Annotated in this window: 26 protein-coding genes; all 26 read right to left on the minus strand. The window is 63.3% G+C overall.

Translation table 11 applies throughout. The annotated features are described in order from the left end of the window. Positions 1 to 68 precede the first annotated feature (68 nt). On the minus strand, positions 69 to 458 hold the full coding sequence (rpsK, locus tag ACVJNE_RS12335) for a 30S ribosomal protein S11 (RefSeq protein ID WP_173191020.1): 390 nt from the start codon (positions 456 to 458) through the stop codon (positions 69 to 71). Positions 459 to 604: 146 nt separating this feature from the next. Next, a complete protein-coding gene (gene rpsM / locus ACVJNE_RS12340) occupies positions 605 to 973 on the minus strand; it encodes a 30S ribosomal protein S13 (protein WP_173191018.1) in 369 nt (122 codons plus the stop codon). Between the two features lie 198 nt (positions 974 to 1,171). Beyond that, positions 1,172 to 1,771, minus strand: coding sequence for an adenylate kinase (locus ACVJNE_RS12345; RefSeq protein ID WP_499565924.1), 600 nt, complete (start codon positions 1,769 to 1,771; stop codon positions 1,172 to 1,174). Then, complete coding sequence (gene secY, locus ACVJNE_RS12350; protein WP_499565926.1) at positions 1,768 to 3,108, minus strand: preprotein translocase subunit SecY; 1,341 nt, start codon at positions 3,106 to 3,108, stop codon at positions 1,768 to 1,770. The genes ACVJNE_RS12345 and secY overlap by 4 nt, the downstream gene beginning before the upstream one ends. 178 nt (positions 3,109 to 3,286) lie before the next feature. Further along, positions 3,287 to 3,760, minus strand: a complete 474-nt coding sequence (rplO, locus tag ACVJNE_RS12355; protein ID WP_499565928.1) for a 50S ribosomal protein L15 — start codon at positions 3,758 to 3,760, stop codon at positions 3,287 to 3,289. A gap of 19 nt (positions 3,761 to 3,779) precedes the next feature. After that, the gene (rpmD, locus tag ACVJNE_RS12360) at positions 3,780 to 3,977 is read right to left on the minus strand and encodes a 50S ribosomal protein L30 (protein ID WP_499565930.1); all 198 of its coding nucleotides are present in this window, start codon (positions 3,975 to 3,977) and stop codon (positions 3,780 to 3,782) included. A gap of 17 nt (positions 3,978 to 3,994) precedes the next feature. Next, the gene (gene rpsE, locus ACVJNE_RS12365) at positions 3,995 to 4,561 is read right to left on the minus strand and encodes a 30S ribosomal protein S5 (RefSeq protein ID WP_173191008.1); all 567 of its coding nucleotides are present in this window, start codon (positions 4,559 to 4,561) and stop codon (positions 3,995 to 3,997) included. A gap of 79 nt (positions 4,562 to 4,640) precedes the next feature. Next, positions 4,641 to 5,000, minus strand: coding sequence for a 50S ribosomal protein L18 (gene rplR, locus ACVJNE_RS12370; protein WP_173191006.1), 360 nt, complete (start codon positions 4,998 to 5,000; stop codon positions 4,641 to 4,643). Positions 5,001 to 5,086: 86 nt separating this feature from the next. Then, positions 5,087 to 5,620 (minus strand): 50S ribosomal protein L6, encoded by a 534-nt coding sequence (rplF, locus tag ACVJNE_RS12375; RefSeq protein ID WP_173191004.1) that lies wholly within the window; start codon positions 5,618 to 5,620, stop codon positions 5,087 to 5,089. A gap of 43 nt (positions 5,621 to 5,663) precedes the next feature. Further along, entirely contained in the window at positions 5,664 to 6,062 is a 399-nt protein-coding gene (gene rpsH / locus ACVJNE_RS12380) for a 30S ribosomal protein S8 (RefSeq protein ID WP_173191002.1), read from the minus strand. A gap of 12 nt (positions 6,063 to 6,074) precedes the next feature. Then, positions 6,075 to 6,380, minus strand: coding sequence for a 30S ribosomal protein S14 (gene rpsN, locus ACVJNE_RS12385; protein WP_173191000.1), 306 nt, complete (start codon positions 6,378 to 6,380; stop codon positions 6,075 to 6,077). 24 nt (positions 6,381 to 6,404) lie between these two features. Continuing rightward, positions 6,405 to 6,959 (minus strand): 50S ribosomal protein L5, encoded by a 555-nt coding sequence (gene rplE / locus ACVJNE_RS12390; protein ID WP_173190992.1) that lies wholly within the window; start codon positions 6,957 to 6,959, stop codon positions 6,405 to 6,407. After that, positions 6,952 to 7,266 carry a 50S ribosomal protein L24 gene (rplX, locus tag ACVJNE_RS12395; protein WP_173190991.1) on the minus strand — a complete coding sequence of 105 codons (315 nt, stop codon included), beginning with the start codon at positions 7,264 to 7,266 and terminating at the stop codon, positions 6,952 to 6,954. The genes rplE and rplX overlap by 8 nt, the downstream gene beginning before the upstream one ends. Positions 7,267 to 7,279: 13 nt before the next feature. Continuing rightward, positions 7,280 to 7,648: a 50S ribosomal protein L14 gene (gene rplN / locus ACVJNE_RS12400; RefSeq protein WP_173190989.1), complete on the minus strand. Its 369-nt coding sequence runs from the start codon at positions 7,646 to 7,648 to the stop codon at positions 7,280 to 7,282. 72 nt (positions 7,649 to 7,720) lie between these two features. Next, the gene (rpsQ, locus tag ACVJNE_RS12405; RefSeq protein WP_173190987.1) at positions 7,721 to 7,981 is read right to left on the minus strand and encodes a 30S ribosomal protein S17; all 261 of its coding nucleotides are present in this window, start codon (positions 7,979 to 7,981) and stop codon (positions 7,721 to 7,723) included. Between the two features lie 11 nt (positions 7,982 to 7,992). Beyond that, positions 7,993 to 8,193, minus strand: coding sequence for a 50S ribosomal protein L29 (gene rpmC / locus ACVJNE_RS12410; RefSeq protein ID WP_173190985.1), 201 nt, complete (start codon positions 8,191 to 8,193; stop codon positions 7,993 to 7,995). Positions 8,194 to 8,206: 13 nt separating this feature from the next. Continuing rightward, the gene (rplP, locus tag ACVJNE_RS12415) at positions 8,207 to 8,620 is read right to left on the minus strand and encodes a 50S ribosomal protein L16 (protein ID WP_444725923.1); all 414 of its coding nucleotides are present in this window, start codon (positions 8,618 to 8,620) and stop codon (positions 8,207 to 8,209) included. 27 nt (positions 8,621 to 8,647) lie between these two features. Beyond that, a complete protein-coding gene (gene rpsC / locus ACVJNE_RS12420; protein ID WP_173190983.1) occupies positions 8,648 to 9,355 on the minus strand; it encodes a 30S ribosomal protein S3 in 708 nt (235 codons plus the stop codon). Then, a complete protein-coding gene (gene rplV / locus ACVJNE_RS12425) occupies positions 9,355 to 9,744 on the minus strand; it encodes a 50S ribosomal protein L22 (RefSeq protein WP_173190981.1) in 390 nt (129 codons plus the stop codon). Before rplV ends, rpsC begins: the two co-directional genes overlap by 1 nt. 2 nt (positions 9,745 to 9,746) lie before the next feature. After that, on the minus strand, positions 9,747 to 10,025 hold the full coding sequence (gene rpsS / locus ACVJNE_RS12430) for a 30S ribosomal protein S19 (protein ID WP_173190978.1): 279 nt from the start codon (positions 10,023 to 10,025) through the stop codon (positions 9,747 to 9,749). Positions 10,026 to 10,041: 16 nt separating this feature from the next. After that, complete coding sequence (gene rplB / locus ACVJNE_RS12435) at positions 10,042 to 10,875, minus strand: 50S ribosomal protein L2 (protein WP_379015025.1); 834 nt, start codon at positions 10,873 to 10,875, stop codon at positions 10,042 to 10,044. Positions 10,876 to 10,885: 10 nt separating this feature from the next. Then, complete coding sequence (locus tag ACVJNE_RS12440; RefSeq protein WP_173190976.1) at positions 10,886 to 11,179, minus strand: 50S ribosomal protein L23; 294 nt, start codon at positions 11,177 to 11,179, stop codon at positions 10,886 to 10,888. Then, positions 11,176 to 11,796, minus strand: coding sequence for a 50S ribosomal protein L4 (rplD, locus tag ACVJNE_RS12445; RefSeq protein WP_173193493.1), 621 nt, complete (start codon positions 11,794 to 11,796; stop codon positions 11,176 to 11,178). The genes ACVJNE_RS12440 and rplD overlap by 4 nt, the downstream gene beginning before the upstream one ends. Further along, on the minus strand, positions 11,796 to 12,527 hold the full coding sequence (gene rplC, locus ACVJNE_RS12450; RefSeq protein WP_173190974.1) for a 50S ribosomal protein L3: 732 nt from the start codon (positions 12,525 to 12,527) through the stop codon (positions 11,796 to 11,798). The genes rplD and rplC overlap by 1 nt, the downstream gene beginning before the upstream one ends. A gap of 103 nt (positions 12,528 to 12,630) precedes the next feature. Then, positions 12,631 to 12,939: a 30S ribosomal protein S10 gene (rpsJ, locus tag ACVJNE_RS12455; protein WP_007066362.1), complete on the minus strand. Its 309-nt coding sequence runs from the start codon at positions 12,937 to 12,939 to the stop codon at positions 12,631 to 12,633. A gap of 71 nt (positions 12,940 to 13,010) precedes the next feature. Then, a partial coding sequence (locus tag ACVJNE_RS12460) for an EF-Tu C-terminal domain-related protein (RefSeq protein WP_499565968.1) occupies positions 13,011 to 13,142 on the minus strand: 132 nt, incomplete at its 5' end.

The raw sequence follows: 13,142 nt of genomic DNA on the forward strand, positions 1-13,142 counted from the left end.
TGGCGGGCAAATCTGGAAACCGAGAGAGGAGCGCCGTGGTGGAGCTCGTCAGGGTATGTTGCTTCGGCCTAGACGCGGCGCTTCTTGCGCGGGCGGCAGCCATTGTGCGGGATCGGCGTCACGTCGCGGATCGAAGTGATGGTGAAGCCGGCGGCCTGCAGCGCACGCAGCGCCGACTCGCGACCGGAACCCGGCCCGCAGACCTCGACCTCAAGCATGCGCATGCCGTGGTCCTGCGCCTTCTTGGCGACGTCCTCGGCAGCAACCTGAGCGGCGAACGGCGTCGACTTGCGCGAACCCTTGAAGCCCTGCGCACCGGCCGACGACCAGGCAATCGCGTTGCCCTGCGCGTCGGTGATGGTGATCATCGTGTTGTTGAACGTCGAGTTGACGTGCGCAACGCCCGACGAGATGTTCTTGCGTTCGCGACGGCGAATACGCCCGGCTTCCTTGGCCATTTATTTTCCTTCCAGTTGATATCAACGCCGCCGTAGTGCCAGCGGCTACACCTCGATGGCAGTAGGGCAATCGGCGCGTGGCATAAGGAAAGCGGCTGGCCGCTATCCGAAATCGCTACGCCGTGCCGGCTTGCCTACCCCTCGAATTACTTCTTCTTGCCAGCAATCGCCTTTGCCGGACCCTTGCGGGTGCGGGCATTGGTGTGCGTGCGCTGGCCACGAACCGGCAGCGAACGACGATGGCGCAGGCCGCGGTAGCAGCCGAGATCCATCAGGCGCTTGATGTTCATCGAGACTTCGCGGCGCAGGTCACCTTCGACCTGGTAGTCGCGGTCAATGGCTTCGCGGATCTGCAGCACCTCAGCGTCGGTGAGCTGGTTGACGCGGCGATCGGCCGGGATGCCGACCTTCTCGACGATTTCCGAAGCGAACTTCGCGCCGATGCCGTGAATGTACTGCAGCGCGATGACGACGCGCTTGTTGGTCGGGATATTGACGCCTGCTATACGGGCCATTCTCTTCTCCATGTAGGCCGGCCGAAGTCCACGTCGAACCGGCGCGTTCTTGTTTTCCCGCGTCCGGTGGAGGCCGGCCCTTGCGGGGATTTCTCATCAAAGCGACCGCTCGGTCCGGAAGGACCGGCGGCACCGTGCCTGGATGGAAGACGGGCCGCTTTAGTCCAGAAAGCGGCAACAGTCAACACCTGGCGGGACTTATTGCGCTGCCACCGCCTTCCGGTCCAGCAGCGCGTCGATCTGGCGGGTTACCGCATCGATGTCGGCCATGCCGTCGACACCCTTGAGCAGCCCCTTGGCATAGTAGTAGCCGATGAGCGGCGCGGTCTTCTTGTAGTACTCGCGCAAACGCTCGTCGAACACCTCGGGGTTGTCGTCCTTGCGCACTGGCTGGCCAGCGGCCTTTGCGTCCTCGGCACGCTTGACGATCCGGCCGACAAGGGCCTTGTCGTCGACCACGAGCTCGATGGCGACATCCAGTTTCAGGTCGCGCTTGGCCAGCATCGCCTCGACGGCGTCAGCCTGCGCAAGCGTGCGCGGGTAGCCGTCCAGTATGAAGCCATCGGCGCAGTCGGGCTGGTCGATACGCTCGGCCACGATCGCGTTGACGATGTCGTCGGAGACAAGCTCACCGGCATCCATCACGGCTTTCGCGCGCTTGCCGACCTCGGTGCCGTTGGCAACGGCCGCGCGCAGCATGTCCCCCGTCGAAAGCTGCGGTATGCCGTGTTTCTCGACAAGCCTCAGAGCCTGCGTCCCCTTCCCCGCTCCCGGCGGCCCAAGCAGAATAAGCCTCATCGTCCCCTCTTTCCTCCACGCAGCTTAGACTTCTTGATCAGCCCCTCATACTGATGCGCGATCAGATGGCCCTGAACCTGCGCGACAGTGTCGAGCGTGACGCTCACCACGATGAGCAGCGAGGTGCCGCCCAGGTAGAACGGAACGCCGGTCGCCGAGATGAGGAACTCGGGAATGAGGCAGACGACCACGAGGTAGATCGCACCGACGGTGGTGATGCGCGTCAGGACGTAGTCGATGTATTCGGCTGTGCGTTCACCTGGCCGGTAGCCCGGAATGAAGCCGGAATGCTTCTTGAGCTGGTCGGCCGTGTCCTTCGGATTGAAGACGATAGCCGTGTAGAAGAACGCGAAGAACGCGATCATGGCCCCGTAGAGGAACATGTAGAGCGGCTGACCGTGGCCAAGCGTCGCCAGCACCGAGTTTGCCCATGCGGGCAAGGCACTGGTGTCGGAGAAGCCTGCAAGCGTCGCGGGCAGCAGAAGCAGCGACGACGCGAAGATCGCGGGGATAACGCCGGCAGTGTTGAGCTTGAGCGGCAGGTGCGAGGTGTCGCCCTGGAACATGCGGTTGCCGACCTGGCGCTTCGGGTACTGGATCAGAAGGCGGCGCTGTGCGCGCTCGAAGAACACGATCACCGCGATCAGGACAAGCGCGAGCACCAGGATCGCCAGGATCAGGCCGGTCGATAGCGCGCCGGTGCGGCCGAGCTCGAGCGTGCCGCTGAGCGCCGACGGGAGGCCCGCGACGATGCCGGCGAAGATGATGAGGGAAATACCGTTGCCGATGCCGCGCGCGGTGATCTGCTCGCCGAGCCACATCAGGAACATGGTGCCGCCCACGAGCGTGATGACAGCGGATGCGCGGAAGAACCAGCCCGGATCCGTGACGATGTTGGCGCCACTCTCCAGCCCCACGGCAATGCCGTAGGCCTGCACGGTGGCAAGCAGCACCGTGCCGTAGCGAGTATACTGGTTGATGATCTTACGGCCCTGCTCGCCTTCCTTCTTCAGCTGCTCGAGCGTCGGGACGACCGACGTCATGAGCTGCATGATGATGGATGCGGAGATGTAGGGCATGATGCCCAGCGCGAAGATCGCCATGCGCTCGACGGCGCCGCCGGCAAACATGTTGAACATGCCGAGCACGCCGCCCGACTGCTGCTGGAAGGCCTGGGCGAACGAATCAGGATTGATGCCGGGCAGCGGAATGTAGGTGCCGAGTCGGTAGACCAGAAGTGCGCCCAGCGTAAACCAGATGCGCTTCTTTAGGTCCTCGGCCTTCGCGAAGGCCGCAAAGTTGAGGTTTGAAGCTAGCTGTTCCGCTGCCGATGCCATGGAAAATTCTCCGCTTCGTCACGCGAGGGTGTTCGCCAGCGCGAACCGCGTGTCGCCGAAGCCACGAGATAGGCTCCGGCCGGCAAAGATGCAAGCGGCGGCCTGCTCATGCTTTCGTCCGATTGATGGTTTTCAACCGGGCTGTAGCATGGGCAGGCCGCCGCCTCGTGGAAGCCCGTTACTCGGCTGCGGCTGCTTCTGGCAGCTTCACCGATCCCCCGGCCTTCTCAACCTGTTCGAGCGCCGGCTTGGAAGCACCGGCGATGTCGAAGTTAACTTTCGTCTTCAGCTCGCCGCCGCCCAGCAGGCGCACGCCGTCCTTGGCGCGGCGGACGACGCCGGCCTTGACGAGCGCCTCGACCGTCACAGTCTCCTTGGCGTCGAGCTTCTTGGCGTCGATCGCCGCCTGAATGCGGCCGAGCGAGACTTCGTTATAGTCCTTGCCGAAGATGTTCTTGAAGCCACGCTTGGGCAGGCGACGGTAGAGCGGCATCTGGCCGCCCTCGAAGCCGTTGAGAGCGACGCCCGAGCGCGAGCTCTGGCCCTTGACGCCGCGGCCGCCGGTCTTGCCGGAACCAGAGCCGATGCCACGGCCCACGCGCTTGCGGGACTTCGTGGCGCCGTCGCGATCACGCAATTCGTTGAGTTTCATCGTTAGCGCTCCTGCGGTGCTATGCCTCGTCCACGACACGGACGAGATGCTGCACCTTCGCAATCATGCCGCGCACGGAGGGAGTGTCCTCCAGCGTCGAGCGACGATGCATCTTGTTGAGACCCAGGCCGATCAGCGTCGCGCGCTGTTCGGCCGGGCGGCGGATTGGGCTGCCGGTCTGTTCGACCGTCAGCGTCTTGCCCTGTTTCTTGGCCATGATCGCAAATCCCTGCCCTATTCTTCAGCCGTCGCGGCGGCGCCACGGCGCGCCTGCAGGGCCGAATACTTGATGCCGCGCTGCGCAGCGATGTCCTTCGGATGCATCTGGCTCTTCAGCGCATCGAAGGTGGCGCGCACCATGTTGTACGGGTTCGACGAACCCATCGACTTGGCGACGACGTCATGCACGCCCAGCGTCTCGAAGACAGCGCGCATCGGGCCGCCTGCGATGATGCCGGTACCGGCCTTGGCCGCACGCAGCAGGACGCGACCCGCACCGTGGCGGCCCTCGACGTCGTGATGCAGCGTACGGGCCGAGCGAAGCGGCACGAAGATCATATCGCGCTTGGCGCTTTCGGTAGCCTTGCGGATAGCCTCCGGCACTTCACGGGCCTTGCCGTGGCCGAAGCCGACGCGGCCCTTCTGGTCGCCGACGACGACGAGCGCGGCGAAGCCGAAGCGACGACCACCCTTCACCACCTTGGCGACGCGATTGATATGAACGAGCTTGTCGACGAATTCGCTGTCGCGCTCTTCACGGTCACGGCGATCGCGACCGCCGTCCCTACGTTCCTGTGCCATTGCCCTGATCCTTATTCTTTTCCGGTAGCACGGTTGATGGGAAATGCCGCCACGACGTCATGCGCGGGCGGCGGCGAATCTAGAAGCTGAGGCCGCCTTCGCGGGCAGCGTCGGCGAGTGCCTTGACGCGGCCGTGATAGATGTAAGGTCCGCGATCGAACACGACTTCCTTTACACCGGCCTTGGCGGCGCGCTCGGCAAGCAGCTTGCCGACTGCAGCAGCAGCGGCAGCGTCCGCGCCCGTCTTGAGCGAACCCTTGAGGTCCTTCTCCAGCGTCGACGCGGAAGCCAGCGTGTGGCCCTTCGAATCGTCGATAACCTGGGCGTAGATGTTCTTCGAAGAACGGTAGACCGACAGGCGCGGACGCTCGCCGGCAACCTTCTTCAACTGACGACGCACGCGCTGGGCGCGGCGCTGGATGGATTCCTTGGAGGCCATGGCCTGATTCCTTGCCTTGTAAAACGGGGCTGGCCATCTGCGGTAAGCTGGGCTTCCCGCGACCACACCCCGTGGCGTTGCAGTTCTTACTTCTTCTTGCCTTCCTTGCGAACGATGCGCTCGCCGGCATAACGGACACCCTTGCCCTTGTACGGCTCGGGACCGCGATACTTGCGGATTTCCGCAGCAACCTGGCCGACGACCTGCTTGTCGATGCCGTTGACCACGATTTCGGTCGGCTTCGGCACGGAGATCGTCACGCCTTCGGGCGCCTCATAGACCACGTCGTGGCTGAAGCCAAGAGCAAGCTGCAGGTTCTTGCCCTGCATCGCGGCACGATAGCCGACGCCGGTGATCTCGAGCCTGCGCTCGAAACCTTCCTTCACGCCGGTCACGATGTTCTCGATCTGCGTGCGCGACATGCCCCACTTGGAGCGGGCGTCCTTGCTCTGGTCGCGCGGCTCGACGGCGATCGCGCCGTCGTCCAGCTTCACCAGAACTTCGTCGTTGACGACGAACTTGAGCTCGCCCTTGGGGCCCTTGGCGGTAACGGTCTGGCCGTCGACGCTGGCGGTGACGCCCTGCGGAACAGCGACCGGTTTCTTTCCAATACGAGACATGTTGCTGTCCTCGTCCTTCTTGTTCTTCAGTCAGCCGGCCCGATCAGAAGATCTGGCAGAGCACTTCGCCGCCGACATTCTGCTCGCGCGCCTGATGGTCTGCCATCACGCCCTTGGGCGTCGACAAGATCGAGATGCCGAGGCCGTTGGCCACAGACGGGATCGACTTGACCGACACGTAGACGCGACGACCGGGCTTGGAGACACGGGCGATCTCGCGGATCACCGGGGTGCCTTCGTAGTACTTCAGCTCGATCTCCAGCTCCGACTTGCCATTGTCGTAGTCGACCTTGGCGTAGTCGCGGATGTAGCCTTCGGACTTCAGCACTTCGAGAACACGGGCGCGCAGGCTCGAAGCCGGCGTCGTCACCTTGTTCTTGCGACGGCCATAGGCGTTGCGAATGCGGGTCAGCATATCGCCGAGAGGATCACTCATGGACATTTGATGTCCTCCTTACCAGCTGGACTTGACGAGGCCGGGAACCAGGCCGTTGTTGCCGAGTTCGCGCAGCGCAACGCGGCTCATCTTGAGCTTGCGGTAGTAGGCGCGCGGACGGCCGGTCACTTCGCAGCGATTGCGGATACGGTTCTTTGCCGAGTTGCGCGGCAGGGCGGCAAGCTTGAGCTGCGCACGGAAGCGCTCCTCGATCGGCTTGTCCTGATCCATGATGATCGCCTTGAGCTCCGCGCGCTTCGCGGCGTACTGCTTGACGAGCTTGCGGCGCTTCTCGTTCTTCTCGACTGAGCTGGTCTTTGCCATTTCAGGTTCCTTTGTTCGCTGCCGTTACTGCCGGAAGGGGAAGTTCAAGGCCTTGAGCAGAGCCCGGGCCTCGTCGTCCGTCTTGGCAGTCGTACAAACGATGATGTCCATTCCCCAGATCTGGTCGACCTTGTCGTAGTTGATCTCGGGGAACACGATGTGTTCCTTGATGCCCATGGCGAAGTTGCCGCGGCCATCGAAGCTCTTCGCGTTCAGACCGCGGAAGTCGCGAACGCGCGGCAGCGCGATCGTGACCAGGCGATCCACGAAGTCGTACATGCGGTCCTTGCGGAGCGTAACCTTGGCGCCGATCGGCATGTTCTCGCGAACCTTGAAGCCGGCGATCGAGTTGCGCGCCTTGGTCACGACAGCCTTCTGGCCGGCGATCTGCGCAAGGTCCTCGGCGGCGACCGACGGCTTCTTGGAATCCGCCGTGGCTTCGCCGACACCCATGTTGATGACGATCTTGTCGAGACGCGGGATCTGCATCTCGTTGTCGTAGTTGAACTGCTCCTGGAGAGCCTTGCGGATCTGGTCGCGGTAAAGCGCCTTCATCCGCGGTTCGTACTGATTAGCCATTGATGACTTCTCCCGAGCGCTTCGCGACGCGCACTTTCTTGCCGTCGCGGACCTCGAAGCCGACGCGTGTCGGCGTCTTGCCGTCCTTGGGATCGGCAACTGCGATGTTGGACAGGTGAATCGGCGCTTCCTTGCGGATGAGCCCACCTTCCTGGGTCTGCGACTGCCTCTGATGGCGCACGATCATGTTGACGCCGCGCACCAGCGCCTTGTCGTCCTTGGGCATGACGCGCAGCACCTCACCGGTGCGGCCCTTGTCCTTGCCGGCGAGTACGACGACGTTGTCGCCCTTGCGAATCTTCTGCATTTCACCGGCCTCCTTAGAGCACTTCAGGCGCGAGCGAGATGATCTTCATGTGGCTCTTGGCGCGGAGTTCGCGCGGAACCGGTCCGAAGATACGGGTGCCGATCGGCTCTTTCTTGTTGTCGACGAGAACGGCCGCGTTCTTGTCGAAACGGATCACGCTGCCGTCCGAACGACGGATGTCCTTGGCCGTGCGAACCACGACCGCCTTCATCACGTCACCCTTCTTAACGCGGCCGCGCGGAATGGCTTCCTTGACCGAAACGACGATGATGTCGCCGACCGAGGCATACTTCCGCTTCGAGCCGCCCAGCACCTTGATGCACATGACACGACGCGCGCCGGAATTATCCGCGACGTCGAGGTTTGTTTGCATCTGAATCATGACTGGCCGCCTTCTTCTTCATTTCCGGCAGTGCGCTCGCGGCGCCCTGCCCGGCTTGTCCAAAATTCGTTGTTACTCGGCTTTCGCCGCCTGTTCCTGCGTCTGGTTCTGAATCACGACCCAGCGCTTGTCCTTGGAGATCGGAGCCGCCTCCTGGATGAAGACGAAGTCGCCTACCTTGCAGGCGTTGCTCTCGTCATGCGCCTTGTAGCGCTTGGTCTGACGAACCGTCTTCTTCATCACCGGATGGGTGAAGCGGCGCTCGATCCTGACGACAACGGTCTTGTCGTTCTTGTCGCTGACGACAGTGCCCTGCATGATGCGCTTCGGCATTTTCTTCGTCCTTAAGCCTTCTTGGCGGCGGACTTTTCCGCCGCAATCGTCTTGATGCGCGCGATGTCCTTGCGGACCTGCTTGACGCGCGCGGTTTTCTCGAGCTGACCGGTGGCCTTCTGGAAGCGCAGGTTAAACTGCTCCTTCTTCAGCGACCCCAGTTCGTCGTTCAGCTCGTCGAGGGTCTTGGCCCTCACGTCGGAGGCTTTCATCTCGTGGCCCTTCCTATTCTGCGATGCGCTGCACGAAGCGCGTGCGCACCGAAAGCTTGGCCGCGCCGAGACGCAGCGCCTCGCGGGCAATCTCCTCGGACACGCCGTCGATCTCGAACATGATGCGGCCCGGCTTGACGCGCGCCGCCCAATAATCGACGGAGCCCTTGCCCTTACCCATGCGGACTTCGGTGGGCTTCGAGGTGACCGGCAGATCCGGGAACACCCGGATCCAGACGCGACCCTGGCGCTTCATCTGGCGGGTGATCGCGCGGCGGGCCGCCTCGATCTCACGCGCGGTGACCCGGTTGGGCTCGAGCGCCTTAAGGCCGAAGCCGCCGAAGTTCAGGTCGGTGCCGCCCTTGGCAGCGCCGTGAATACGGCCCTTGAACTGCTTGCGGAACTTTGTGCGCTTTGGCTGCAGCATCGTTCTTCTCCAAAATTCCTATGCTTCTCAGGCGTTTTCGCGGCGACGCGGACCACCACCGTGGCTGTCGGCCTCGATTGCCTTGCGCTCGGACGCCATCGGGTCGTGCTCGAGGATCTCGCCCTTGAACACCCATACCTTGACGCCGCAGATGCCGTAGGCCGTCTGCGCTTCGGCGGTGCCGTAGTCGACGTCGGCGCGCAGCGTGTGCAGCGGCACGCGGCCTTCACGGTACCACTCCATGCGTGCGATTTCCGCACCGCCCAGCCGACCCGCGCAGTTGATGCGGATACCTTCGGCGCCCAGGCGCATCGCCGACTGAACGGCGCGCTTCATGGCACGGCGGAACGCGACGCGGCGCTCGAGCTGCTGGGCGATCGACTGGGCGACCAGCTTGGCATCGATCTCGGGCTTGCGGACCTCGACGATGTTGAGGTGCGTTTCAGCCTTCGTCATCTCGGTCAGCTTGCGGCGCAGCTTCTCGATGTCGGCGCCCTTCTTGCCGATGATGAGGCCCGGACGCGCAGCATGAATGGTCACGCGGCACTTTTTGTGCGGGCGCTCGATCACGATCTTCGACACCGCGGCCTGCTTGAGTTCCTTCTCGAGGTACTCGCGGATCTTCAGATCCTCATGCAGCAGCTTGCCGTACTCGCCGGTGTTCGCGTACCAGCGCGAATCCCAGGTGCGGTTGATGCCGAGACGCAGACCGATCGGGTTGATTTTCTGGCCCATCAGGCGGCCTCCACTTTCTCTTCAACTTCGCGCACCACGATGGTGAGGTGCGAGAACGGCTTTTCGATCCGGCTCGCACGGCCACGCCCGCGGGCATGGAAGCGCTTCATGGTGATCGACTTGCCGACATAGGCCTCGGCGACGACCAGTGCGTCGACATCGAGATCGTGATTGTTCTCGGCATTCGCGATCGCGGACTCCAGCGTCTTCTTGACGGTGCCGGCGATGCGCTTGCGGGAGAACTCGAGATCGGCGAGCGCAGTGCCGACCTTCTTGCCACGGATCAGCGCGGCAACGAGGTTCAGCTTCTGCGGGCTGACGCGGATCGTGCGCAGTACGGCGCGCGCCTCGTTGTCGGCGAGCCTGCGCGGAGCTTTGGCCTTGCCCATCGTTACTTCCTCTTTGCCTTCTTGTCCGCGCCGTGGCCGTAATAGGTACGGGTAGGCGAGAACTCACCGAACTTGTGGCCAACCATCTCCTCGGTCACATTGACCGGGACGTGCTTCTGGCCGTTGTAAACACCGAAGGTGAGGCCGACGAACTGCGGCAGGATGGTGGAGCGACGGCTCCACATCTTGATCACCTCGTTACGGCCACCCTCGCGAACCTTATCCGCCTTCTTGAGCAGATAGCCGTCGACGAACGGGCCTTTCCAAACTGAACGGGTCACGTCTGACTACCTTTCCTTAGCTCTTGCGCTGGTGGCGCGAGCGCATGATGAACTTGTCGGTCGCCTTGTTGGACCGCGTTCTCTTGCCCTTGGTCGGCTTGCCCCACGGGGTCACCGGGTGCCGGCCGCCGGATGTGCGGCCTTCACCACCGCCGTGCGGATGGTCGACCGGGTTCATGGTCACGCCGCGATTGTGCGGACGCTTGCCGCGCCAACGGGTACGACCTGCCTTGCCGTCGTTGATGTTGCCGTGGTCCGGGTTGGACACGGCACCGACGGTGGCCAGGCATGCGCCGGACACGATGCGCTGCTCGCCCGAGTTGAGGCGAAGGATCGCCATGCCCTGGTCGCGACCGACGAGCTGGACGTAAGCACCGGCCGAACGGGCGATCTGGCCACCCTTGCCCGGCTTCAGCTCGACGTTGTGGACGATCGTGCCGACCGGCATCGAGCCCAGCGGCATCGCATTGCCCGGCTTCACGTCGACGCTCTCACCGGCCACGACGCGGTCGCCGGCAGCCAGGCGCTGCGGCGCCAGGATGTAGGCGAGCTCACCGTCATCGTACTTGATCAGCGCGATGAAGGCGGTGCGGTTCGGATCGTACTCAAGACGCTCCACCGTGCCGCCGACGTCGAACTTGCGACGCTTGAAGTCGATGATGCGGTAGGTGCGCTTGTGACCGCCGCCGATGAAGCGGCTGGTGACGCGACCGGTGTTGTTGCGACCGCCGTTCTTGGTCAGACCTTCGGTCAGACCCTTCACCGGCTTGCCCTTGTAAAGACCCGAACGGTCGACGATCACGAGCTGGCGCGTGCTCGGCGTAATCGGATTGAATTTCTTCAGTGCCATCGTTCCGTCCTTACAGTCCGGTCGCGACGTCGATCGACTGGCCTTCAGCCAGCGTCACGACGGCTTTCTTGACGTCGCTCTGGCGCCCGATGGTGCCGCGGAACCGCTTCACCTTGCCCTTGCGCAGGAGCGTATTGACAGCGGTGACCTTGACGCCGAACAGCGCCTCGACAGCCGCCTTGATCTCCGGCTTCGTCGCCTTGCGGGCAACGTTGAAGACCACCTGGTTGTACTCGGAAGCCATGGTCGACTTCTCGGTGATCGCCGGCGAGACGATCACGTCGTAGTGGCGAAGATCAGTCATTTGAACCGCTCCTCCAGAGCCTCGACTGCGGCCTTGGACAGCACGAGCGTGCCGCGGCGCAGAATGTCGTAGACGTTGATGCCCTGGATCGGCAGCACGTCGATGTTGGGAATGTTCGACGCAGCGCGCTTGAAGTTCTGGTCAAGCTCGGCACCGCCGATCACCAGCGCGTTGGTCAGCCCCAGCTTGGCGAAATCCGCCACCAGAGCCTTCGTCTTGGGATCCTTCAGCGCCAGCTCGTCGACGACGATCAGGTTCGAAGCCTTCGCCTTGGCCGAAAGCGCGTGGCGCAGGCCAAGTGCGCGGACCTTCTTCGGCAGATCGTGCTCGTGGCTGCGAACGACCGGGCCGTGCGCCTTGCCACCGCCGCGGAACTGCGGAGCACGAGCGGAGTGGTGACGGGCGCGGCCCGTACCCTTCTGCTTGTACATCTTGGCGCCGGTGCGCGAGATTTCCGCGCGGCCCTTGGCCTTGTGCGTACCCTGCTGCTTCTTGGCGAGCTGCCAGCGAATGACGCGCTGGAGGATGTCCTCACGCGGATCGAGGCCGAAGATCTCGTCGGAGAGCTTCACCTCGCCGGCAGCCTTGCCGGAAAGAGTGGTGATCTTGATATCCATCATTCGGCTCCCTCAGCCGCCGGAGCAGCTTCCGCCGCCGGAGCATCTACCTTCTTGGCGGCGCGGACGGCGCCCGGCTTCGGAGCATTGTCCGGAAGCGGTGCCTTCACGGCGTCGCGAACCATGATCCAGGCGCCCTTGGAACCCGGAACCGCGCCGCGGATCAGGATCAGGCCGCGATCGGCGTCGGTCGAAACGACCTCGACGTTCTGCGTCGTCACGCGGGTGGCACCCATGTGACCGGCCATCTTCTTGCCTTTGAACACCTTGCCCGGGTCCTGGCGCTGACCGGTCGAACCGTGCGAGCGGTGCGAGACCGAGTTACCGTGGGTCGCGCGGCCACCACCGAAGTTGTGGCGCTTCATGACGCCCTGGAAACCCTTACCGATCGAGGTGCCCGTCACGTCGACCTTCTGGCCGGCGACGAAATGCTCGACAGTGATCTCCGAACCAACGTCGATCAGGTTATCCGGCGACACGCGGAACTCCGCGAGCTTGGCCTTCGGCTCGACGGAAGCAGTCGCGAAATGGCCGCGCATCGCCTTCGTCGTGTTCTTCACCTTGGCAAGCCCGACGCCGAGCTGCAGCGCCGTATAGCCGTTCTTTTCCTGGGTACGCTGAGCAACGACCTGGCAGTTCTCCATGCGGAGAACCGTGACCGGCACATGCTCGCCAGCGTCATTGTAGACGCGCGTCATCCCGATTTTCTGTGCGATAACACCTGAACGCATCGGTTGTCTTCCTTCAGAGTTCCCTGTCGGGGACCAGCCCCTCCAGCCTCTTGTTTCTCAGAGGAGCCTTTCGGGCTAACCCGGCCGGCTCATGTTTAAGCCCCTAGAGCTTGATCTCGACGTCGACGCCAGCGGCCAGGTCGAGCTTCATCAGCGCGTCGACGGTCTGCGGGGTCGGGTCTACGATGTCCAGGAGGCGCTTGTGCGTGCGCATCTCGAACTGCTCGCGGCTCTTCTTGTCGATGTGCGGCGAGCGGTTCACCGTGAATTTCTCGATCCGCGTCGGCAGCGGGATGGGCCCGCGAACGTTGGCCCCGGTGCGTTTCGCCGTCGATACGATCTCACGCGTCGACGCATCAAGTACGCGATGGTCAAACGCTTTGAGGCGGATGCGGATGTTTTGCCCGTTCATCTAGTCAATTCCTTCAAGTCTTCCGCGGGCGCGGGCAACAACCGCGCCCGCGACAGACCCTGTTGATCTTCTTATTCCGTGATCGCAGCGACGATGCCGGCGCCAACCGTGCGGCCGCCTTCGCGGATGGCGAAGCGCAGCTTCTCTTCCATCGCGATCGGCACGATCAGCGTCACGTCGACCGTCACGTTGTCGCCAGGCAT

The organism is Mesorhizobium sp. DxT, assembly GCF_058448885.1.

Coding starts and splice junctions, on each gene's coding strand:
- rpsK (WP_173191020.1), bottom strand. CDS start 458: ATGGCCAAGGAAGCCGGGCGTATTCGCCGTCGCGAACGCAAGAACATC.
- rpsM (WP_173191018.1), bottom strand. CDS start 973: ATGGCCCGTATAGCAGGCGTCAATATCCCGACCAACAAGCGCGTCGTC.
- ACVJNE_RS12345 (WP_499565924.1), bottom strand. CDS start 1,771: ATGAGGCTTATTCTGCTTGGGCCGCCGGGAGCGGGGAAGGGGACGCAG.
- secY (WP_499565926.1), bottom strand. CDS start 3,108: ATGGCATCGGCAGCGGAACAGCTAGCTTCAAACCTCAACTTTGCGGCC.
- rplO (WP_499565928.1), bottom strand. CDS start 3,760: ATGAAACTCAACGAATTGCGTGATCGCGACGGCGCCACGAAGTCCCGC.
- rpmD (WP_499565930.1), bottom strand. CDS start 3,977: ATGGCCAAGAAACAGGGCAAGACGCTGACGGTCGAACAGACCGGCAGC.
- rpsE (WP_173191008.1), bottom strand. CDS start 4,561: ATGGCACAGGAACGTAGGGACGGCGGTCGCGATCGCCGTGACCGTGAA.
- rplR (WP_173191006.1), bottom strand. CDS start 5,000: ATGGCCTCCAAGGAATCCATCCAGCGCCGCGCCCAGCGCGTGCGTCGT.
- rplF (WP_173191004.1), bottom strand. CDS start 5,620: ATGTCTCGTATTGGAAAGAAACCGGTCGCTGTTCCGCAGGGCGTCACC.
- rpsH (WP_173191002.1), bottom strand. CDS start 6,062: ATGTCCATGAGTGATCCTCTCGGCGATATGCTGACCCGCATTCGCAAC.
- rpsN (WP_173191000.1), bottom strand. CDS start 6,380: ATGGCAAAGACCAGCTCAGTCGAGAAGAACGAGAAGCGCCGCAAGCTC.
- rplE (WP_173190992.1), bottom strand. CDS start 6,959: ATGGCTAATCAGTACGAACCGCGGATGAAGGCGCTTTACCGCGACCAG.
- rplX (WP_173190991.1), bottom strand. CDS start 7,266: ATGCAGAAGATTCGCAAGGGCGACAACGTCGTCGTACTCGCCGGCAAG.
- rplN (WP_173190989.1), bottom strand. CDS start 7,648: ATGATTCAGATGCAAACAAACCTCGACGTCGCGGATAATTCCGGCGCG.
- rpsQ (WP_173190987.1), bottom strand. CDS start 7,981: ATGCCGAAGCGCATCATGCAGGGCACTGTCGTCAGCGACAAGAACGAC.
- rpmC (WP_173190985.1), bottom strand. CDS start 8,193: ATGAAAGCCTCCGACGTGAGGGCCAAGACCCTCGACGAGCTGAACGAC.
- rplP (WP_444725923.1), bottom strand. CDS start 8,620: ATGCTGCAGCCAAAGCGCACAAAGTTCCGCAAGCAGTTCAAGGGCCGT.
- rpsC (WP_173190983.1), bottom strand. CDS start 9,355: ATGGGCCAGAAAATCAACCCGATCGGTCTGCGTCTCGGCATCAACCGC.
- rplV (WP_173190981.1), bottom strand. CDS start 9,744: ATGGGCAAGGCCAAAGCTCCGCGCAGGCTCGCCGACAACGAGGCGCGC.
- rplB (WP_379015025.1), bottom strand. CDS start 10,875: ATGGCACTGAAGAAATTCAATCCGATTACGCCGAGCACGCGCCAGCTC.
- ACVJNE_RS12440 (WP_173190976.1), bottom strand. CDS start 11,179: ATGACTGATCTTCGCCACTACGACGTGATCGTCTCGCCGGCGATCACC.
- rplD (WP_173193493.1), bottom strand. CDS start 11,796: ATGGATATCAAGATCACCACTCTTTCCGGCAAGGCTGCCGGCGAGGTG.
- rplC (WP_173190974.1), bottom strand. CDS start 12,527: ATGCGTTCAGGTGTTATCGCACAGAAAATCGGGATGACGCGCGTCTAC.
- rpsJ (WP_007066362.1), bottom strand. CDS start 12,939: ATGAACGGGCAAAACATCCGCATCCGCCTCAAAGCGTTTGACCATCGC.